Source organism: Neorhizobium sp. NCHU2750 (assembly GCF_003597675.1).
GTDB lineage: Bacteria > Pseudomonadota > Alphaproteobacteria > Rhizobiales > Rhizobiaceae > Neorhizobium.
The window spans coordinates 1771972-1791536 of the sequence record NZ_CP030827.1; the positions used below are offsets into that span (position 1 = coordinate 1771972).

Consider the following 19565-nt stretch of genomic DNA (forward strand, 5'->3'; position numbering starts at 1 on the left):
CCTTCACCGACATCCGTGATTCCGTGTCCACGCCTGCAACCCTTCCTGCCGCGCCTGCGCAATTCCAGTTTCGTTGTTCTCTCGCCTACGCAGCGCCCCTGTCGCTGAACGGCATACTCGTTCCCTATCTGCCGGTCTGGCTGGTAAGCTGTGGCTTTACCCCGTTCCAGATCGCTGCGGTCCTGGCTGCCCAGGTCGTCTGTCGGGTCGCGGTCGCGACGAGCACCGGCACGCTCGCCGGCATGGCCAGCGAGCCCTATCGGATCCTGGTCTGGTCCTCAGCCCTGTCGCTGCTGTCGGTCATCGGACTTTTTGTGACCAGCAATTTTTGGGTCGTACTGGCGATCGTCGGCATCCAGGCCGCCTTGTTTGCGCCCTATGCGCCGATGGTCGAGGCAATCGCCATTTCCGGCGTCCGGCGCTGGGGATTTCTCTATGGCCGCATGCGCGTCTGGGGATCGATCGGCTTCGTCGTCATGACGCTCGTTGCCGGCAATCTCTCGTCGCTGATCGGCACCAATGCCGTGCCGATTACAGCCCTTGTCGTGCTTGTCGCATCCCTAGCTGTCGCCTTCGTCGCTCCGCGGCTGGGACGGGAGATCATGGTTCGGCCTGCAAGGAGCGCTGCCGGGCCTCGTGGCCTGCCGTTCAGGCAGGTACATCTGCTCCTGATCGGCGCTTCGCTGATCCAGTCCAGCCATGGCATGTTCTATGGCTTCAGCACCATCCAATGGCAGGGTATGGGCTTCTCCAACGGCGTCATTGCCGGCCTCTGGTGCATCGGGGTGATGGCCGAGATCTGTGTTTTCTTTGTCTCGGGCCATATCGCCAGACGCTTTTCGCCCTGGACGCTGATGCGGTTCGGCTGCTTTGTCGGCATTCTCCGCTGGTCGCTATTTCCGGTCGGCGGGGAGGCATGGTTCTATGCGATCCTGCAGCTCGGCCATGCCTTTTCCTTCGCCTTCGTCCATCTCGGGCTGCAATACCGGCTTTCGGAAGCCGTGGCGGAAGACCGTCAGGCCTCTGCGCAAGGGGCATATGTTGCCTATAACGGTGCATTCCTGGCGCTGTCGACGCTGCTTTCGGGCATCATCTACCGCCATCTGGAGATCTACGGCTACTACGCCATGGTGGTGCTGGCACTGATAGGCCTTGCGGCAATCACGGTTGCCTCCGGGCGCTACCCCCAGAGATCGGCTTCCGGCGAATAGACGAGCGAGCCCTCGTAGCGAAGTCCGCCCGGACGATCGCGGGCAAGCAGAAGCGGCCCGTCGAGATCGGCATAATCCGTATCGGCGGCCAGAAGCACCGCCGGTGCCATCGCAAGCGACGTTCCGACCATGCAGCCGGCCATGATTTGAAAGCCCGGTCGTTTCGCCTCGGCCTTCATCCGCAGCGCCTCGGTCAGGCCGCCGGTGATATAATCCAGCTCAGCTGCTCCACGGATCAAATGTCCTCGCCAGCGATCTCTTGGGCAATCAAGGTAATCGAGGTGTCTAGACGATTATTTTTGAAGAGTGATCAGTGCATACCACGCAAATCGTCGGATAAATGGAATGTTGAGCAATACTGCGTCCGCAGCGTGTCCCAATTGTAAACCGACACGACCGGCAGTACCCGGAACCACGGCGCTGAGCACTGTTGCGAGCCCGAAATATGTGACAGATACTCCGGAGAAATACTTCTTCGCGAGTTTAAAGTCCGCTACCAGCAGAGGATGCTCATCAGGTGTTCGGATCTCTGGCGTCCTGGCGCGGTAAAGATTGAGCACAGGATTGTGCCCCATAGGCTCATAAAATACCGCTCGTCCACCAGGCCTCAACACACGGCATACATCCGCGTAGCATAGGTCCAGATCGAGGTGGTGGATAATGCCTCGACCGAAAACCAAATCAAAACTCTCTGCCTTAAACGTCATGTTTTGCGCGTCCATAGCGTAAAACGTTGAGTTCTTGTGGCCTTGGAGCCTCGCTTTATCGTTCGCTTTGGCTATTGCGACGTCTGAAATATCGATGCCGCTGAGTGATTTTGCAAAACGCGGCAGGCGGAGTTGATCGATAGAAAGTCCGCCGTCAGAGCACCCATATTCCATTACATCGGCGTTCTTTGACAGCCGGATAACCTGTTCATCCTGCGCATCCGCGCCGTTTTTGATGGTTCTATACCACTTGTCGAGAAATTCGCGCGGATCAGAATCCTGGGAAAACCTATTGTTATGGAATTCGCGTTCCCGCTCGACGATATCATCCATCAATGGTGAGGTGTCATCTGCGTTCATTGGATAATCCATCCTGAAGCACTGCAACCTATGGTATTTTAAGGTCGTCAAATAGTCAAAACGAAAGTTGAAAAATTCGATTACATGTTGATCATTTATATTACACTTTAATTATTCTGGATGGGTCTGGTCGCTTCGATTTGTAGGCTGGCTGATCCGGCAGCGGACTGTGTCGGGTCAATTGCGAACCTCTAATATGGCTGCGATTTGCGCGTGGTGGGCCGGATCCTGAGATATGTCGGCCATGATCCGGTTCGGTTGCGCCGTCGCGATTGCTCGCTGGGTGTGCACTCCGCTCGACCCGAGTGTTGCCACCTATCTGGTTTTGCAGTGCGTCGGGTCTTCCTTCGCCTATGTCTCTACGACGGCGTGTTTGTGCGGCGGCACGGCAATACTTGTCGGTATCGTCATCGCGATTACCGTAGCGCCAGTCTCCTGATCATGTCGCCGATGCAGCCATCGGCTTTACCATCATCGCCTTGCCATCATCATTCTGGCTGGCCGGTTTCAGCCCCACAGGCCGGCTTCCGGCGGATAGACCAGCGAGCCTTCATATCTAAGCCCGTTTTCTCGATCACGGGCAAGCAGAAGCGGCCCGTCGAGATCGGCATAATCCGTATCTGCGGCCAGAAGCACCGCCGGTGCCATCGCAAGCGATGTTCCGACCATGCAGCCGACCATGATTTGAAAGCCCAGTCGTTTCGCCTCAGTCTTCGTCCGCAGCGCCTCGGTCAGGCCGCCGGTCTTGTCGAGCTTGATGTTGACGGCATCGTAGCGGTCGCGAAGCGACGCGAGGTCGCCGGTGGAATGGACGCTTTCATCGGCGCAGATCGGAACCGGGCGCTCGATGCGCGACAACAGCGCATCATCGCCGGCCGGTAGCGGCTGTTCGATCAACGCAATGCCGAGGGATTTGGCGATATCGAGGTGACGCTCGATATTGTGGGCCGTCCACCCCTCGTTGGCATCGACGATGATTCGCGATTCGGGAGCCGAATCACGCACCGCCCGCATGCGCGCTTCGTCATCTTCGGTGCCCAGCTTGATCTTCAGCAGAGGTCGTGCACAGTTCTTTTTGGCATCCGCCGCCATGGTTGCCGCATCCGCCAACGACAATGTGAAGGCCGTGATGATGGGTTCGCGACCGGTCATCCCGATCATCTCGCCGACCCGCCGTCGCGTGCTTTTGGCCTCCAGATCCCAGAGAGCGCAATCGACCGCATTGCGGGCGGCACCGGGCTTCATCCCTTCCTGCAACCGATCGCGCGTCATTCCGGCCTCGATCGCCTGCGAAACCGCCTTTATCTCGGCCAATACGCCTTCCATCGTCTCGCCGTAACGACGATAGGGCACGCATTCGCCACGACCGGCAATGCCGCCTTCCGTGATGGTGCAGACGACGACGTCCGCCGTCGTTTTCGAGCCCCGCGAGATGGTGAAACTGCCGGCAATGGGGAAGGCCTCGATTGTTGCTTCAAGGTGACGGGGCATGGTTTTACGCGTCCTGTTGTGGCAAATCGGGCCGATGCAGCTATATTGCGTTTTACCGGAGCGCAATCAATGGATTGCGCAAATGACCCAAGTAGCGAGCACCTGCCACACGTGAGTTCCAGTCAGGCCAAAATCGAAGCGCAAGAGCTGCCGGATGGCGCGGAGCGCTATATTCTCTCGGGCGACTGGCGCAATCATTCGATCTCGCCGGTGCTGAAGACGCTCGACCATCTGGCCAAGACCGGAGGCAAAGGGGCGGTCGAAATAGACGTCTCGGGCATAACCGGAATAGACACGGCCGGCGCCTGGTTGATTCGCCGCCTGATGACGGCAAAGAGCGGCGAGGGGCATGAACCGCAGGTGTCGGGTGGCAACGGCACGATTGAGGAATTGATCGGTGCGATGCCCGAAACGTCGCCGGCGCCGCCGCCGCCCGGTCCCGACAAGCGAAGCTTGTTCGAACGCATCTTCTCGCCGCCCGGCAAGTTGGTCGCAGAAGTCGGCAGCGATTTCTATGCGGCGATGCACATCCTCGGCTCCGCCGTGCGGGGTGCGCAGCTGAAATTCGGTCGCGGCTCGGGCGTGTCTCCGGCCTCCGTCGTCACCCATATCGACCGCATGGGGGTGAGGGCGGTTCCGATCATCGTGCTGATGTCCTTCCTGATCGGTGCGATCATCGCCCAGCAGGGCGCCTTCCAGCTGCGCTATTTCGGCGCCGAGATCTTCGTCGTCGACCTCGTCGGCATTCTGCAATTGCGCGAAATCGGCGTGCTGTTGACCGCGATCATGATCGCCGGCCGATCGGGCAGCGCCATCACCGCCGAGATCGGATCGATGAAGATGCGGGAGGAAATCGACGCGTTGACGGTCATCGGCCTCAACCCGATCGGCGTATTGATCTTTCCGCGTCTCGTGGCCCTGACGATCGCCCTGCCGCTCCTGACCATCATCGCAAACTTCGCGGCACTCTACGGTGCGGCCATCGTCGCCTGGAGCTATTCTGGCATCACCTTCGACACATTCCTGTCGCGCCTTCACGAAGCGGTCGATTATACGTCGGTGGCTTCCGGCATGATCAAGGCGCCGTTCATGGCGCTGGCCATCGGCATCGTCGCTGCTGTCGAAGGCATGAAGGTCGGCGGCAGCGCCGAATCGCTCGGCCAGCACGTCACCTCCGCGGTGGTGAAGTCGATCTTCGCCGTTATTCTCATGGATGCGCTTTTCGCCATCTTCTATTCCTCGATCGATTTCTGAGGCGGCGGGCATGGAAGACGGACTTCAGGTGATGGACAACAGGACAGCAGCGGGTGGCGACGATCGTCAGGTCGTCCTCTCGGTGCGCGACCTGAAGGTCGGTTTCGGCGAAAAGCTGGTTCTCGACAACCTCAACCTCGATATCTATCGCGGCGAAATTCTCGGTTTCGTCGGTGCATCGGGTACCGGCAAGTCGGTCTTGATGCGCACCGTGCTGCGGCTGCTGCCGCACCGGGCAGGCGAGATCAAGATCCTCGGCGTCAACTACGAGAAGGCGACCGATCAGGAGCGCATGGCGCTCGACACGCGGCTCGGCGTGCTGTTCCAGCATGGTGCGCTCTTCTCGGCGCTGACGGTGAAGGAAAACATCCAGCTGCCGATGCGCGAATATCTCGATTTGCCGCAGTCGCTGATGGACGAACTCGCCTATCTGAAGCTCGAACTTGTCGGCCTGCCGCCGGATGCGGCCGATAAATACCCTTCGGAGCTTTCGGGCGGCATGATCAAGCGTGCAGCGCTTGCCCGTGCGCTAGCGCTCGATCCCGACCTTGTTTTCCTCGACGAGCCGACCTCCGGTCTCGACCCGATCGGCGCTGCCGATTTCGATGCGCTGATTGCCAAGTTGCGCGATACGCTGGGTCTTACCGTCTATATGGTGACCCACGACCTCGACAGTCTGTTTTCGGTCTGTGACCGTATTGCCGTGCTCGGCCAGAAACGGGTATTGGTTGAGGGTACGCTGCAGGATATGTTCGCATTCGATGATCCGTGGGTTCAATCCTATTTCCGAGGAAAGCGGGCGCGCTCCGTCGTGACCAATGAAAACCAGCCGCCGGCAGACGTGAGGAAGTGATCTAAGTCCATGGAAACGAAAGCAAACTACGCCCTGGTCGGCTTCTTTACCCTGCTGGTGATCGCCGCCGCCTTCGGCTTCGTTTACTGGATGGCGCAGTCCGGTCGTGGAGGGCCGACGGCAGATCTGGCGATTCGCATCCCCGGCTCCGCAAACGGTCTCTCGGTCGGCTCGCCGGTGCGCTTCAACGGCATTCCGGTCGGCTCCGTGCGCGGCCTGACCATCGATCCGGACGACCCGCGTTATTCCATTGCCTTCACCCAGGTGCGTGCCGATGCGCCGGTCTATCAGTCTACCAAGGCCGTGCTCGAAGTGCAGGGCCTGACGGGCGCGGCCTATATCGAGCTTTCCGGTGGCGCCAAGGGCGAGGAAAACATCCTCAAGAAGTCGATGGATGCTGGCCGCCCGGCTGTCCTGATCGCCGACCAGTCGAGCGTCACCAACCTGCTCGCGACTGCCGACAAGATCTTGCAGAAAGCCGATGCGGCAATCGGCGACATTCAGGGCTTCGTCGGTGATGCACGTGGTCCGTTGACCCAGACGATCCGCAATGTCGATACCTTCACCGGGGCGCTTTCCAAGAATTCCGACAATATCGACAAATTCCTCAACAGCCTGTCGACGCTCTCGGTGACGGTCGACCGGGTTTCCGGCACGCTGAACTCTACCCTGCAGGCTGCCGAGCAGCTTGTCCGCGCGATCGATGCCGATCGTGTAAACCAGGTGGTCGGCAATGCCGAACGTCTGACGCGTAACGCCGCCAATGCTTCCGACAATCTCGGACCGGTCATCGACAATGTCCGCAATGCTGCTGCAAGCTTCGCCCAGGCGGGCACCGACGCGCAATCCGTGCTGAAGCGTGCCGACAACCTGATGGCGGCCGTCGACCCGGGCCAGATCGGCAAAACCATCCAGAACATTTCGGCCGCTTCCGAGGATGCAAGGCAGACCCTTTCCTCCGCCCGCGGCGTGATCGACGACGTCGCGCATCGCTCGCAGGACATCAACAAGGCGATCACCGATTTCACCGAACTGGCAAAGAAGCTGAACGGTGCCTCGACCCAGGTCAACACGATCCTCGCCAAGGTCGACGGCCTCGTCTCCAGCGACGATTCGCAGGGCCTGTTTGCGCAGGCACGTCAGACGCTGCAATCCTTCAAGACGGTGGCAGACAACATCAACTCCCGCGTCGGACCGATTGCCGATAGCCTGCAGCGCTTCTCGACCAGCGGTCTGAACAACATCCAGACGCTGGTGACCGATACCCGCCGCACGGTGGACAATCTCAATCAGACCATCACCAATTTCGACGACAATCCGCAGCGATTGCTGTTCGGCGGCGAGACCGTCAAGCAATTTGACGGCCGCACAAGGCGCTAACAGGCAGGGGTTCAAGAGTTCATGAGTCTATTGACGTTTTCGCACCTGCCCGCCGCCCGCCGCGCCATGCTGCTGACGCTGCCCTTGGTCGCGGCACTGCTCACCGGCTGCGGCACCAAGGCCAATAACGACACGTTCGACCTGCACATGACGCCGGTCGCCCAAGGCCCGTCGCTGAAGAACCGCCAGATTCTTGTGCCGGAACCGACGGCGGTGAAGATGCTGGACAGCGAACAGGTCGTCGTGCGCGTCTCGTCATCGGAACTGCAATATCTGGCCGATTCCCGCTGGGGTGACCGCCTGCCGCGCCTCGTCCAGTCGAAGCTCGTTCAGGCTTTCGAAAATACCGGCCGCCTCGGTGGTGTCGGGAAGCCAGGGCAGGGCCTCGCCATCGATTACCAGATCGTCACCGATATCCGCTCCTTCGAGGTAACGACCACCGGCAACCGCATGGCCAATGTCGAGATCTCGGCCAAGATCCTCAATGACCGCACCGGCACGGTCAAGGCTCAGTCTGTATTCAAGGCCACGTCACCGGTACATGGCGCTGAAAACAGCGACTTCGTCGACGCCCTCGACCGCGCCTTCGCCACGGTCGGCGGCGATATCGTCGACTGGTCGCTGAAGTCGATGTGAATTCCACCATCTTTGGCAGATGAATCGCGCCGCATGCCAGGCTAACGGGAGACACCGCCGATGCTGATCATACTGGCGGGGCTCCCCGGCGTCGGCAAGACAACGATCGCCCGTCTGCTGGCCAGACGCATCGCTGCCGTCCATGTCCGTGTCGACACGATCGAACAGAATATCCGCGCAGCAGGGCTTGATGCGGGTCCCGCCGGCTACATGGCCGCCTATGGCGTCGCCGAGGACAATCTCTCGCTTGGCCATGTGGTCGTGGCCGATTCCGTCAACGGCCTGCTCGTCACGCGGCGGGCATGGCGTGCCGTGGCACAGCGTCTCGGCGTCCGGTCGGTCGATATTCATGTCACCTGTTCGGACAAGGCTGAACATCGCCGACGCGTCGAAACCCGCGCGACCGATGTGCCGGGCCTGGTAAAACCGGGCTGGGCGGCCACGGAGGCACGCATGTTCGAGGACTGGGATATCAAGCCGATGCTGGTCGACACGTCTGATGCCGCCCCGGACGCCATCGTTGATGCGTTGATTTCGGATCTGCAACTGGAAAGCCGTGCGCCGGCGGCCCCTTGAATCTCAGACCTAGATCTCCGGCAGCCGGAATAAGCGCTTTAGCCGGTGGCCCATTTAGACCAGTCGGTCGCCGCCCCTGCCTTCTACAATCGCTTGGCCGCCGCCGTCCCGTTAGACGAACCTTGATATCTCCATGGAAGATCTCGCCGCTGTCGCCGGATGCGGCCGTAGCGCCAATTGACATATCCGTAAATCGCTGTTGTCATGGACGTAAATCAACGTTCAGCCCGGACCGCCGGGTTTCACGATGTCCAAAAGATCGGATTTCGATGGCCTTCTGACTGCCATTTGTGCAGGCCAGGGCTATTGTGGCGCCCTTCATGACGATGGATATGTACAGGTTGCGGACCTGCTTTATCGGCTATATGGGGGTTGAGGTCGTTAGCGCCCACAGGCTACGTCGATCTCGTCGGCGGCACCGCAAGATATCCCATTGATCTCTTCCGCATTCAATCATTCATCTGGCGCCGCAAATAGACGGCAATCGATGGCCGATATCGCCTTGATCCACGATGGCGCATGAAAAAGGCCGCCTCTCCGAGCGGCCTTTTCCTTTTTGGCTGGAAGCGTGTCCTCAGCCGAACCGGCCGGCGGCGTGGGCAAGCATCGTATAGACCTTGCCGGTATCGGAGGTCAGGTAGCTCTGCGTCACGGTGCGGTCGTGGTCGGTGCGGGCGACGTCGGCGAGCAGCTTCTCGAAATCCGAGATGTAGCGGTCGACGGCGGTGCGGAATTCCGGCTCGCGGTCATACTTGCGCTTGATGTCGTCGAAGGTCTGCTGGCCCTTCAGCGTGTAGAGGCGACGGGTAAAGACGTCGCGCTCGCCACGCTGGTAGCGCCGCCACAGGTCGACAGAGGCATCGTGATCGATGGCGCGGGCGATGTCCACGGAGAGCGAGTTCAGCGATTCCACCATGTGACGCGGATTGCGGTTGTCGCCGTTGGCGGTCCGCGGTGCAGGGGCGGGTTCGGCCGCACGTGGTGCTGCCGGACGGGCAGGTGCCTGAGTAGCCGTTTCGTCACGCGAGGCGCCACGCAGCAGATCGCTGATCCATCCACCCTGGCCAGCCTGTGCGGCCGGCGTGGCCTGGCCTGCCGGAGACACCGGCTGAGGCGCACGAACGGTCGCCTGGGCCGGCGCTGCGACCGGACGGTCGGCAGGCAGGCTGCCGCGCAGCATGCCTGCGGCATAGGGATCGTTGCGCGGTGCGGCCGGAGCCTGTACCGGGGCAGGTGCTGACTGCTGGGCGATCTGCGGCTGCGGGCGAACCGGCGAGGTCGGGCCGGACGTCACGGCGCTCGCCTGAACCCGCGGCTGGCTTGCCTCGGAGACCTCCATCTGCTGCGACGAGCGGCCGACCAGCTGCGAGATTTCCTGCAGCGCCTTGATCTGCTCGGAAACCGCGCGGCGCATAGCGGCTGCACTTTCCTTGGCTTCTTCCGGCAGGTCGAATGCGCCGCGCTTCAGTTCAGAACGCGTTGCATCGAGCTCCTGGCGGATGTCGTTGGCCGAGCGGCGGATTTCATCGGTGGCGCCGGAGAAGCGGCCGACCGCTTCCTCAACCGACTGGCGAAGCGTCTCGCGCAGATGCTGGGCGGCCGTGTCGGAGCGCTGCGAAGCCTCGCCCATCAGCCGTTCGACATCCGAAAGCGAGCCGGAAATATTGCCGCGCATCTGGTCTGCGAGGTCACGGGCGCGCTTTTCAGCTTCCGACAGTGTCGTTTCGATCGTGCGGTTGGCTTCGTCACCGGCATCGAGCAGGGCGGCGCGCATGACCTGTGCGGTATGTTCGGCGCGCTGCTGGGTCTCTCCGAGACGGCGGCCGATATCGGCAAACGAGGTGCTGAGCCCATCACGCAGCTTGTCGCCGACATGGGCGGTGCGCTCTTCGGCCCGTTCGAAGGCACCATCGACCAGAGCGGTGAGGTTCTTCAGCGTGGCTTCGATTTCGTCCGAACGCTTCACCAGTCCGACAGACAGGCTGCGCAGGGCATCCTGGCGTTCGTCGAGCGTGCTGACGAGGTTTGACTGGGCAGCGTTCAGAAGCTCGGAAGCCTGAGCGAGAACCCTGGAATGGTCCTCGAAGCGGCCGACAATACCGCCGACCTGGCTGAGCGTCTGGCCGGAAATATTGACCAGGCGGTCGATATTGTTTTCGAGCAGTCTGCTGGAGCCGGCAACGAGATCGGCAGCCGATCCGGCCGAATGGGCAAAGCGCGATGCGGTTTCGTCGAGCTTCTGGTCGGTGGCGGCGAGCTGCGTTGCCGCATTCTCAACCAGCGTCGCGATGTTGACGTTGCTGGAAGACAGCCGCTCGATAATGCCGTCGACATTGGCAAGCAGGCTCTGTTCGGCACCGCGCACCATATGGGCGGCGGCTTCCGTACGCTGATTGAGAGCGGCAAGAGTCTCGTTGGCGCGGGCAGCGATCGCGTCCACCAGGGCTGCATTTTCCTCGCGGATGCGGGCGCTGGTTTCCTTGGCGGCAGAGGCCAGCCGTTCGGCGCTCTGCTGTGCGGCGGAGCTCAGGCCCTCGATACCCTGCTGGCTGATGGCTGTGAGCCGTTCTGCACTCTGCTGGCTGACGGCGCCGAGACGCTCGGCACCCTGACGGGCCGCAGATTCCATGCGCTCGGCGGCGGTACGGCCGCTTTCCGCATAGGCGTCCATCATCGGCTTTGCCTTCTCGTCGAGCAGGCGAGACAGTTCTTCGGAACGGCTGGAAAGCATGGAATTGAGGTCGCGCGAGCGGCTGTCGAGCGCCGTGCGGATGGCGTCGCCGCGGGCGGCGAGCGCCCGGTCGACGGCATCCAGTGCGACGTCGAGTTCGCTTGCCGCATCCGACAGCGTCGAGCGGATCGACTGACCACGGTCGTCGAGCGCCTTTTCGGCATTGCCGAGCGCAACCGAGATCGCGTCGACCTGCTGCTTCACCAGCTTGTCGGCCTCCGCCACCTTGCTGACGATGGCGCTGCCGGCATCGGAGAAGGCCTGGGCGACGGTCGCAGCCTGGCCGGCGAGGCGGCTCTGCGTTTCGGAAAGGCGGCCGACGATCTCGTTGGAGCGGTCTTCGATGGCGCGGGTGAATTCGCCGTTGCGGCTGCTGAGCTCTTGGGTGAAGTCGGCGCCTGCACGCGCCAGCGCCTCAGCCGAGCGACTGGCTTCCTCGTTCATCCCCTGGCCGGCATTAGCCACCGCGTCGCGCAGCGAAGATGCAAAGCCGACAGCCTTGCCTTCGATCGTCTTGGCGACGTTTTCGAGGCCGAAGGCGAGGGCCTTGTCCATCGTGCCGAAGCGCTCCTCGATATGAGCCGTACGACCATCGAGGGTTTCGGTGATACGCGCAGCCGCCCTGTCCGTCGACTGTTCAAGGACGCCGGAGCGTTCTTCCATCGTGCGGGCGATGCGGGACGCAGCCTGATCTGTCGACTGTTCGAGTGCGCCGGTGCGCTCCTCGATCGTGCGGGCAATGCGCTCGGCGGCTTCGCTGGTGGCGATCTCGATGCCGATGCTGCTGCCGCTGACCGCCTCTGCGATGCGGTCCGCTGCGGCGTTCGATACGCGTTCCAGGTCGCTCGTGCGCGCACCCAGGGTATCGGCAAGGCTTGCGCCGGCAGTGTCGACCAGCGAGCTGACATTGCCGATCTCGTTGCGGATCCGGTCTTCCAGACCGCCGAAGGTGACTTCGATGCGGTTGCCGGCATTGTCGAGCGCGGTCGACACGCCACCCACGGTCTTCTCGACGCGCGAGGTGAAGGCGTCGGTCGACTGGCTGATGTCGCGGGCTGCATCGCCAAGCTGGCCGGCAATCGTGCCGACATTGTCGCGAAGCCGCGTTTCGAGCATTTCGCCGGCAGTGTCGATCGTTGTGCGCAACGCTTCCTGCTGCCCTTCGAGCGACATTTCCAGCATGCTGGCGCTGGTTGCAATCGTCGTGCCGATCGTCGTTGCCTGATCCATCAGCAGGTTGTCGATCTGCTCGCGGGCATCCGACAGCGTGCCGGAAATCGTGGCAGCCCGTTCGTCGAGCGTGCTGCGCAGCTGCTCATGGCCACTGTCGAGTGCCTGAGACATGTCGCGATTTGCCTGGCTGAGCACGTCCGCCATCCGCAGATGTGCGGAACCGACGACGTCGCCAAGCTGTTCGCCGCTCGCCGAAAGCGCATCGGAAATCTGGCCGGCCGCGGTCGACAGCGTGCCGGAAATCCGTTCGTGGCCGGAGGTCAGCGATGAGGAGATGCGGTCGTGGCCACTGCCCAGAGCAGACGTGATCTGCTCATGTGCGCTGGTCAGCGAGGCGTCAAGCTGCTCGTGTCCGGCGGCCAGCGAAGCACCGATCTGCTCGTGGCTGGTGGCGAGCGAGGCGTCCATGCGCTGCAGGCCGCCGCTCATCGTGGCGTCGAAGCGTTCGGTACCCTCGGAAAGCGCGGTCTCGATCCGGCCGGCGGCACCGCCAACGGTCTGTTCGAGGCGATCGCTGCCATTGCGCAGCAGGTCGGCCAGTTCGGACGTGCGGCTCTCGAGCGAGATATCGAGATTGAGCTGGTTGTCGGCAAATGCCTCGCGAATGGCATCGGCACGCTTTGCGAATGCCTCTTCCAGGCGCGTGTCGGCATTGGCGACGGCGCTTTCCAGGTTGGTCGTATGGTCGGCGAGCGCCGAGCTGAGGCGGTCCTCGTGCAGCGCCAGCGAAGTGCTGATTTCCATCGACTTGTCGTCGAGGATTTCAGACAGCCTGTCGCGATTGGTGGACAGGGCATTGTCGAAGGCCGAAGCGCGCTTGTCCATCTCGTCGGTCAGGCGCGTTTCGCTCTGAGACAAGGCGCGCGAAATCTCTTCGCTCTTCTGGTCGAGGATCGAGGCGAGGCGGTCCGGCGTCTCGGCCATCAGCGACTGCAGCGCGCCGGCCTTCTCGTCGACGGCACCGGCAAAGCGCTCGTGGCTTTCCGTCACCGAGGTGATGATCGCCGAGGTGCGGCTTGCAATGCTGTCTTCGAAACGCTTCTGGCTATCGGCAAGGCTTGCGGAAATCTCGCCGCCACGCGCCGCCATGATCATGTCGATCTTGTTATGCGCGTCGCCGAAGGCGCCGCTGATCTCGCCGGAGCGGGCAGCGAGCGCCTCGGAGAATTCCTTGGAGCGGCCTTCGAGCATCGAATCCAGCACTTCCTGGCCGGTTCCGAGTGTCGTTGCCAGTGCCAGCTGCTGGTCGGTCAGCGCATTGCCGATGCGTTCGATGCTGGACGACAGGATGCCGTCGATCGCTTCCGAACCACCCGCAACGGTTTCGTTGATGCGCGCAAGGCTGTCCATCAGCTTGCTGTCGAGGCTGCCGGCGCGCTGGTCGAAGGCCGAGGTGAACTGCGACAGGCCCTCGTCGAACGTGGTCGACAGCTGGCCGATCGTGGTCGTCAGGCGCTCTTCGAAGAAGCCGGTGCGCAGATCGAGGTCCATCGCCGCATCGTCGGCAGCCGACTGCAGGCTCTGGCGGAACGAGGCGCTCTTGTCGTCGAGCGAGCGGTTGAGTGCGGAAAGCACGCCATCGAGCGAGCCGGTGATCGACTTCTCGCTGTTCGTCAGGCCCTCGGTGATCTCCCGCGTGCGGGCAATCAGGGTTTCGTTCAGCTGGCGGGTGCGGTCGGCGAGTGCCGCATTGAGCTTTTCGGTATTGGCGTCGAGGCTCGATGCGCGGGTCTCGAAGGACGAGAGGATCGCATCGCCGCGTTCCTGCAGCGACATGCCGAGCATTTCGAGGCGGATGTCGAACTCGGTCGACAGCGCCATCCCGGACGTGGTCAGCGTGTCGATCAGGTTTTCCGTCTTGGTGGACAGAAGCGAGGCGAGCGCTTCACCGGCCGCATCCGATTTCTCCATCAGGGCTGCGGCGCGCGTGTCGATCATCGAGGCGAAGGCTTCGCCGGATGTGGCAAGGCGGATGGAAATCTCTTCGGTGGCGAGCGACAGCTCTTCCTTGAGCTGGTCATGCGCACCGACCATCGACGAGCGGATGCGCTCGGCATGGCTGACGATCGCTTCACGCTCGTTGCCGAGTTCCTGCACCAGTCCGCGTACGCGCATTTCATTGTCGCTGTAGCTGCGTTCCAGCGCATTGACTTCCGAATGAACGAGAACTTCCAGCTCGGAGGCGCGGGCGATCGTGCGCTCGATACCTTCGTTCATGGCGGAAACTTCGCGGCGCACGGCTTGGCCGACGCTCATGATGCGTTCCGACGCGATCGTCTCCGGCTCGGAAAGGCGGAGCGCAACCTCTGCCATAGAGCGGGCGGCATTCCTGAGATCCTGGGCGCGCGCCATCATGATGGCGAAGGCGAAGAAGAGCATGATCGGCACGAGAATGCCGACGGCAAGCGCCACGATGCCGGGAGCGGCAAGCACGCCGGCGACGGAGGTGATATGCCACAGCTCGCCGCCATAAATCAGCTGGCCGAGGCCGACGCCGGCGACCGCCCAAAGGACCGAGACGATCAGCGCATTGCGGATTGCACCGCGCATCGAGCCGCCGTCGAGCGCCCGCATGATCGAGGTCGTGTTCCGGCGGCCCGCATCATTGGCGGGCTCGAAGGCCGGCGAGCGGGGCGCGGGGTCTGCGGCAGCCGAGCGCTGCGCATCGGCCTGGGCCGGCTGGGATTGACCCTGTCGGGATTGGCTTGGCTGCTGTGGGGCAGGGCGGGATCGTGGCGTGTCGGACACTCTGGCCTCCGAGGCAGCGGAGTTTTCGCGGGGCGGGTCGTCGTTGAAGTCGATCTTCAGCGCATCTTCCAATGCCTGGAAAGCGGTCTCGTCGATCGATTCATTCGTGGTATTCTTCGCCATGCGGTTACGCCTCGTTACATACACGCCCGGCATCCCGCTCGATCTGCTGCCGCCTGCAATCGAATGAGCGGGATACTCATGCCGGAGATCGTCAGCGTTTAAGCCTTCGACCGCCCATTTCAATTCAATTTCACGGCCGTTCTTTCAAATGGATGATAATGAAAGCTTACCGGCCGTCACACGTCAGCGTCAGGATGGGTCCATTGGCCGACTAAACCGTATTGTAGTGGCACATCCATGGATTTGGCACAAACGAAACGCGCCATCCTGATACCGCTGTCATGCGCTTGTTAACAGAATTTAAACCGTACTGCGGATCGAAAGTGCTGCAATTGCGGCACTTTAACGGAAATTAACCATTCGCAACGATTTGCGCCGCGCTTGTGCCGAAATTTAACGGGATAACCATGGCCGGGGGCGCACAGTCCACAGTTGAGACGTCAGTAAAGCAAGGAAAGAGGCGGATGGCAATGGCAGCCCGTATCGCGTTTGAAACTCCCGACAACAGCCGCACGACAAGCCCCTCCAGCGATCGCCCGATCGATCTCGTTCACCTGGCCAGACAGACGATGGGAGACAAGGCGCTCGAGACCGAGATCCTGCAGATGTTCGCCCGCCAGTCCCGCGGCCTCCTCCAGGAAATTTCCACCGCCGAGCGCGACACCGCGGTCGCATTGGCACACCGGCTCAAGGGATCGGCGAAAGCCATCGGCGCCTTCAAGGTCTCAGTCGCGGCGGAACGCCTTGAAGCGGAGCCTGAGGATGCAGGCGCGATGGCTTCGCTCCAGGCGAGCATGATCGAGGCGGAAAATTTCATCACCGGCCTTTGCCGATAAAGCGACAGTGCGGCAAGATTTGCCGCACTGCATTCGCCTCAGGCGCCGCCAGCAAAGCCGGCGTCGCCCGCGCGATTGACTGGACCGGCGTTTTGGTGGCAGACACGATCTCTTGAGAACATGTCGCCAACCCCGGATTTCCCAACATGACGAAATTGACCATCGTAGCCTTCGACGGAACTCGCTTCGAAATCGACGCGGATAACGGCTCGACGGTGATGGAGAATGCCGTGCGCAATTCCGTTCCCGGTATCGATGCCGAATGCGGCGGCGCCTGTGCCTGTGCCACCTGTCATGTCTATGTCGACGAGGACTGGAGCGACAAGGTCGGGCCGCCGGCAGCCATGGAAGAGGACATGCTCGACTTCGCTTTCGACGTGCGCCCCAATTCCAGGCTTTCCTGTCAGATCAAGATGAAGGCCGATTTCGACGGCCTCGTCGTCAACGTCCCCGAGCGTCAGGCCTGATCGAAGCTGACCGCTCCGAACCCGATACCTGTCTGCGCTACATCGAAAAAAGCCTCGCTCCGCCAAGGCGAGCGAGGCTAGGTGGGCGCAAGGCGGGCAGGCGAGGGAGGAACACCTGCGGCCTTACAACGCGCCGGGGGGAACTCTCTGAACAAAATTTCCGGGCGGTTTTGCGCGCCCGCATTCGGGACCGGCGGAGTTTGACAACTCGACGCCGATTGCAATTCATGCCTGCCGCCCTCGCAAATCATCTAAGGGCCGGTGACTCACGACACTCCGTGAATCATTTAATAATGCATGGCTAATATTTACGCGAGTGCACGCTATCCGGCTATCGCGACAAATTACCCGTTATTCACAATTATCGACGCAAGCCTGGCGCAAGCTTGGCCGAACGGCGCAGGCCATCGTGAAATCCGTCGAAAATATGGAGATCGTTCAGTTTTGGCGCTGATCGATGCGGTACTGGAGCAGGCGCGTCATGCGGGCGTCGAAATTGGCGGCCTCTATCCGGTCGAATTCCTGCTGCGCCTTGTCGTGTGAGGAAAGCACGCTGTGGGTCGTGTCGTTGACCAAGGCCTCCACCTCGTCGCAGGTCCGGCGCGACGGCAGGTCGAGCAATTGCTTCTCCAGCATGCGGGCATGGTTGCGGGCGATTTCCGCATGCCGCTCTTCATGCCGCTTGATATCGGCCGAAAGCGTCGCCCAGATGAAGCGCAGGTCCTTCTCGGCTCTGCCGTTGCTTGTCCATCGCGGCAGGATGATATGAGTGCGCAGTGTCACCTTGACCGCGCCGATCGAGCAGCGCCCACCTTTTTCCACATAGGTAACATCACCGCCGAACTTGATTTCGGTCGCACCCGGATGACGATGACCCGTCGTCATCGTCGTTGGTCCATGGCGTTCCAGTGCCTTGTCCAGTTCTTCCGCTGTGCTGCCGCCGATGCGAAAGTAGGAATAGGTCTTCGTGATGACGGGTTCGGCCTGCGCCGGGGCCCCATTCACGCAGAGCAGGAAAGCGGCACCGAGAAGCCGGTGGACTCTGCGCAGCAAAAACATTCTCTGGCCTGATACGTTGATGTTACGGTGAGCTTGGGGCATAGCCTGCGCAAGTGCAACACGAAGGCATGAAAAATTGCGTTACTTTCAAAAAGATGGGAGGCCTGTGACATCGCCGCGCAACAGCGAATGGCGCCTTGCCCACGGACGCAGCCTCTCTCTCGAGCCGGGCGGCCACATCATGGCGATCGTCAACGTCACACCCGACAGCTTTTCCGATGGCGGGCGCTTCGTCGATGTCGCCCAGGCCGTCGCCCATGGCCAGGACTGTCTGGCGCAGGGCGCGACCATTCTCGATATCGGCGGTGAATCGACCAGGCCCGGCGCTGAGCCGGTCAGTGCTGCGCAGGAACAGGATCGTATCCTGCCGGTGATCGAGGCGCTGGCGAAGGAAGGCGATGCGCTGATATCCGTCGATACCTACCGGGCCGACACGGCAAGGCTTGCAATTGCCGCCGGCGCCCACATCGTCAACGATGTCTACGGCCTCAGATATGACGCGGCGATGGCCGATGTCGTTTCTGAAAGCGGCGCCGGGCTCTGCATCATGTATACCGCGCGCGACCGCGACGATCATCGCGCAGATATCATCGAGGACGAAATCATGTTTTTCGGCCGATCGCTCGACATGGCGAGGACGGCAGGCGTCAGTGACGAGGCGATCGTACTCGACCCCGGCTTCGGCTTTGTCCGCGATCGCCAACAGGATGCCGAGCTGATGGTGCGCTGCGGCGAGCTGGAACGACTGGGCTTTCCGCTGCTCGTCGGCACGTCGCGCAAGCGGTTTCTCGGCGCCATCACCGGGCGTGAAGTGCCCGCAGAGCGGGATTCGGCAACGGCAGCCACCACGGCCATGTTGCGGCTCGCAGGGGCCTCCATTTTTCGCGTCCACAACGTGGCCGCCAATCTCGACGCGCTGCGCATGGCCAATGCCGTGCTGGAAGCCGCTCGGGCGACTGAAACGACAAGGGAAAGCTGATGGCGAGCTACCAGATCACATTGAAGAACTGCGGCTTCTACGCCCGGCACGGCGTGTTCGAGCAGGAGGCGGCGCTCGGCCAGCGGTTTTTCGTCGATGTCGTCATGGATGTCGAGGCGGGCGACGCACTCGTGTCCGACGATGTCGAGCAGACGGTGCATTACGGACTGGCCTATGAGCTGGTCGAAAAGATCGTCACCGGCAGCCGCCGGAACCTGATCGAGGCGCTGGCAAACGACATCGCCACCGGGCTGACGAAATGGTCACCATTGATCCGGCGCGTCGAGGTGGCAATCCGCAAGCCGAGCGTTCCGATCGCCGGCATTCTCGATCATGTGGAGGTTCGTGTTGAACACCGGGCTTGATCATCCGCGGGAAATCGCATCGCTGGGCCTCGGCGGCAATATCGGCGACCCGGCGCAGGCCATGGCGCGGGCGCTGCAGGCGCTCGATGCCCGCAAGGACTGCCGTGTCATCACCGTTTCAAGGCTCTATCTGACGCCGCCCTGGGGAAAGACCGACCAGGCGGATTTCTTCAACTGTTGCGCCCTGATCGAGACGGAACTTCATCCGGAAGATCTGCTTGATCTCTGCCTTGCGCTGGAGCGGGAAATGAAGCGGGTGCGCATCGAGCGATGGGGGCCACGTACGCTTGATATCGACATTCTCACCTATGGCGATATCGAGCAGAAGACGCAGGCGCTTGAACTGCCGCATCCGCGCATGACCGAACGTGCTTTTGTCATGCTGCCGCTGGCCGATATCGCGCCGCATCTTATGATCAACGGGCGCATGGCGCAGAGCTGGGCGGGAAGTCTGAATTCGACCGGAATGCGGATCGCCAAGCCCGACGGCCTCTGGTGGCGCCAGGTCGCAACTGCTGGCTGATTCCGTTCTGCCGAAAACAAAAAATCCGTTCGC

The 19565-nt window shown here is 61.7% G+C and carries 16 protein-coding genes and 1 pseudogene; 12 read left to right on the forward strand and 5 right to left on the reverse strand.

Annotated elements, in window-relative coordinates; all coding sequences use genetic code 11:
• Positions 1 to 23 precede the first annotated feature (23 nt).
• On the forward strand, positions 24 to 1211 hold the full coding sequence (locus NCHU2750_RS08720) for an MFS transporter (RefSeq protein WP_162939554.1): 1188 nt from the start codon (positions 24 to 26) through the stop codon (positions 1209 to 1211).
• Here NCHU2750_RS08720 and NCHU2750_RS08725 read toward each other — a convergent pair.
• A pseudogene (locus NCHU2750_RS08725) lies at positions 1181 to 1417 on the reverse strand (dipeptide epimerase); the annotation flags it as partial. The gene NCHU2750_RS08720 and the pseudogene NCHU2750_RS08725 sit on opposite strands and share 31 nt — an antisense overlap.
• 87 nt (positions 1418 to 1504) lie before the next feature.
• Positions 1505 to 2278 carry a class I SAM-dependent methyltransferase gene (locus NCHU2750_RS08730; protein WP_245480367.1) on the reverse strand — a complete coding sequence of 258 codons (774 nt, stop codon included), beginning with the start codon at positions 2276 to 2278 and terminating at the stop codon, positions 1505 to 1507.
• A 244-nt stretch (positions 2279 to 2522) separates the two neighbouring features.
• Between NCHU2750_RS08730 and NCHU2750_RS30420 the strand changes: the two genes are divergently transcribed.
• A complete protein-coding gene (locus tag NCHU2750_RS30420; protein WP_162939555.1) occupies positions 2523 to 2717 on the forward strand; it encodes a hypothetical protein in 195 nt (64 codons plus the stop codon).
• 68 nt (positions 2718 to 2785) lie between these two features.
• On the opposite strand, the gene dgcA is transcribed toward NCHU2750_RS30420, so the two are convergent.
• Complete coding sequence (dgcA, locus tag NCHU2750_RS08735) at positions 2786 to 3769, reverse strand: N-acetyl-D-Glu racemase DgcA (RefSeq protein WP_119940082.1); 984 nt, start codon at positions 3767 to 3769, stop codon at positions 2786 to 2788.
• Between the two features lie 102 nt (positions 3770 to 3871).
• On the opposite strand from dgcA, the gene NCHU2750_RS08740 reads away from it, so the two are divergent.
• From NCHU2750_RS08740 to NCHU2750_RS08760, 5 genes are read left to right on the forward strand one after another with little or no spacing between them, the layout of a single operon-like run.
• Positions 3872 to 5023: an ABC transporter permease gene (locus NCHU2750_RS08740; RefSeq protein ID WP_502703843.1), complete on the forward strand. Its 1152-nt coding sequence runs from the start codon at positions 3872 to 3874 to the stop codon at positions 5021 to 5023.
• A gap of 31 nt (positions 5024 to 5054) precedes the next feature.
• On the forward strand, positions 5055 to 5876 hold the full coding sequence (locus NCHU2750_RS08745) for an ABC transporter ATP-binding protein (protein ID WP_119943128.1): 822 nt from the start codon (positions 5055 to 5057) through the stop codon (positions 5874 to 5876).
• A 9-nt stretch (positions 5877 to 5885) separates the two neighbouring features.
• Positions 5886 to 7256, forward strand: a complete 1371-nt coding sequence (locus tag NCHU2750_RS08750; RefSeq protein WP_119940084.1) for an MlaD family protein — start codon at positions 5886 to 5888, stop codon at positions 7254 to 7256.
• Between the two features lie 21 nt (positions 7257 to 7277).
• A complete protein-coding gene (locus NCHU2750_RS08755; RefSeq protein ID WP_119940085.1) occupies positions 7278 to 7892 on the forward strand; it encodes an ABC-type transport auxiliary lipoprotein family protein in 615 nt (204 codons plus the stop codon).
• Positions 7893 to 7952: 60 nt separating this feature from the next.
• Positions 7953 to 8468 (forward strand): P-loop nucleotide/nucleoside kinase family protein, encoded by a 516-nt coding sequence (locus NCHU2750_RS08760; protein ID WP_119940086.1) that lies wholly within the window; start codon positions 7953 to 7955, stop codon positions 8466 to 8468.
• Between the two features lie 574 nt (positions 8469 to 9042).
• Here NCHU2750_RS08760 and NCHU2750_RS08765 read toward each other — a convergent pair.
• Positions 9043 to 15303, reverse strand: a complete 6261-nt coding sequence (locus NCHU2750_RS08765) for an apolipoprotein A-IV repeat region-like domain-containing protein (RefSeq protein ID WP_119940087.1) — start codon at positions 15301 to 15303, stop codon at positions 9043 to 9045.
• A 464-nt stretch (positions 15304 to 15767) separates the two neighbouring features.
• Here NCHU2750_RS08765 and NCHU2750_RS08770 point away from each other — a divergent pair, with 464 nt between their 5' ends.
• On the forward strand, positions 15768 to 16139 hold the full coding sequence (locus NCHU2750_RS08770; protein WP_502703831.1) for an Hpt domain-containing protein: 372 nt from the start codon (positions 15768 to 15770) through the stop codon (positions 16137 to 16139).
• Positions 16140 to 16285: 146 nt separating this feature from the next.
• Positions 16286 to 16606: a 2Fe-2S iron-sulfur cluster-binding protein gene (locus NCHU2750_RS08775; RefSeq protein WP_119940088.1), complete on the forward strand. Its 321-nt coding sequence runs from the start codon at positions 16286 to 16288 to the stop codon at positions 16604 to 16606.
• A 438-nt stretch (positions 16607 to 17044) separates the two neighbouring features.
• Here NCHU2750_RS08775 and NCHU2750_RS08780 read toward each other — a convergent pair whose 3' ends face one another.
• Positions 17045 to 17665 (reverse strand): DUF922 domain-containing Zn-dependent protease, encoded by a 621-nt coding sequence (locus NCHU2750_RS08780; RefSeq protein ID WP_119940089.1) that lies wholly within the window; start codon positions 17663 to 17665, stop codon positions 17045 to 17047.
• A 106-nt stretch (positions 17666 to 17771) separates the two neighbouring features.
• Between NCHU2750_RS08780 and folP the strand changes: the two genes are divergently transcribed.
• From folP to folK, 3 genes are read left to right on the forward strand one after another with little or no spacing between them, the layout of a single operon-like run.
• Positions 17772 to 18644 (forward strand): dihydropteroate synthase, encoded by an 873-nt coding sequence (gene folP / locus NCHU2750_RS08785; protein ID WP_245480369.1) that lies wholly within the window; start codon positions 17772 to 17774, stop codon positions 18642 to 18644.
• On the forward strand, positions 18644 to 19009 hold the full coding sequence (gene folB, locus NCHU2750_RS08790; RefSeq protein WP_119943134.1) for a dihydroneopterin aldolase: 366 nt from the start codon (positions 18644 to 18646) through the stop codon (positions 19007 to 19009). Before folP ends, folB begins: the two co-directional genes overlap by 1 nt.
• A complete protein-coding gene (gene folK, locus NCHU2750_RS08795; RefSeq protein WP_119940090.1) occupies positions 18978 to 19532 on the forward strand; it encodes a 2-amino-4-hydroxy-6-hydroxymethyldihydropteridine diphosphokinase in 555 nt (184 codons plus the stop codon). The genes folB and folK overlap by 32 nt, the downstream gene beginning before the upstream one ends.
• The last annotated feature ends 33 nt before the right edge of the window (positions 19533 to 19565 follow it).

Coding starts and splice junctions, on each gene's coding strand:
- folB (WP_119943134.1), top strand. CDS start 18,644: ATGGCGAGCTACCAGATCACATTGAAGAACTGCGGCTTCTACGCCCGG.
- NCHU2750_RS08770 (WP_502703831.1), top strand. CDS start 15,768: ATGGCAATGGCAGCCCGTATCGCGTTTGAAACTCCCGACAACAGCCGC.
- dgcA (WP_119940082.1), bottom strand. CDS start 3,769: ATGCCCCGTCACCTTGAAGCAACAATCGAGGCCTTCCCCATTGCCGGC.
- NCHU2750_RS08760 (WP_119940086.1), top strand. CDS start 7,953: ATGCTGATCATACTGGCGGGGCTCCCCGGCGTCGGCAAGACAACGATC.
- NCHU2750_RS08730 (WP_245480367.1), bottom strand. CDS start 2,278: ATGAACGCAGATGACACCTCACCATTGATGGATGATATCGTCGAGCGG.
- NCHU2750_RS08750 (WP_119940084.1), top strand. CDS start 5,886: ATGGAAACGAAAGCAAACTACGCCCTGGTCGGCTTCTTTACCCTGCTG.
- NCHU2750_RS08745 (WP_119943128.1), top strand. CDS start 5,055: ATGGACAACAGGACAGCAGCGGGTGGCGACGATCGTCAGGTCGTCCTC.
- NCHU2750_RS08780 (WP_119940089.1), bottom strand. CDS start 17,665: ATGTTTTTGCTGCGCAGAGTCCACCGGCTTCTCGGTGCCGCTTTCCTG.
- folK (WP_119940090.1), top strand. CDS start 18,978: ATGTGGAGGTTCGTGTTGAACACCGGGCTTGATCATCCGCGGGAAATC.
- NCHU2750_RS08765 (WP_119940087.1), bottom strand. CDS start 15,303: ATGGCGAAGAATACCACGAATGAATCGATCGACGAGACCGCTTTCCAG.
- NCHU2750_RS08755 (WP_119940085.1), top strand. CDS start 7,278: ATGAGTCTATTGACGTTTTCGCACCTGCCCGCCGCCCGCCGCGCCATG.
- NCHU2750_RS08775 (WP_119940088.1), top strand. CDS start 16,286: ATGACGAAATTGACCATCGTAGCCTTCGACGGAACTCGCTTCGAAATC.
- NCHU2750_RS30420 (WP_162939555.1), top strand. CDS start 2,523: ATGATCCGGTTCGGTTGCGCCGTCGCGATTGCTCGCTGGGTGTGCACT.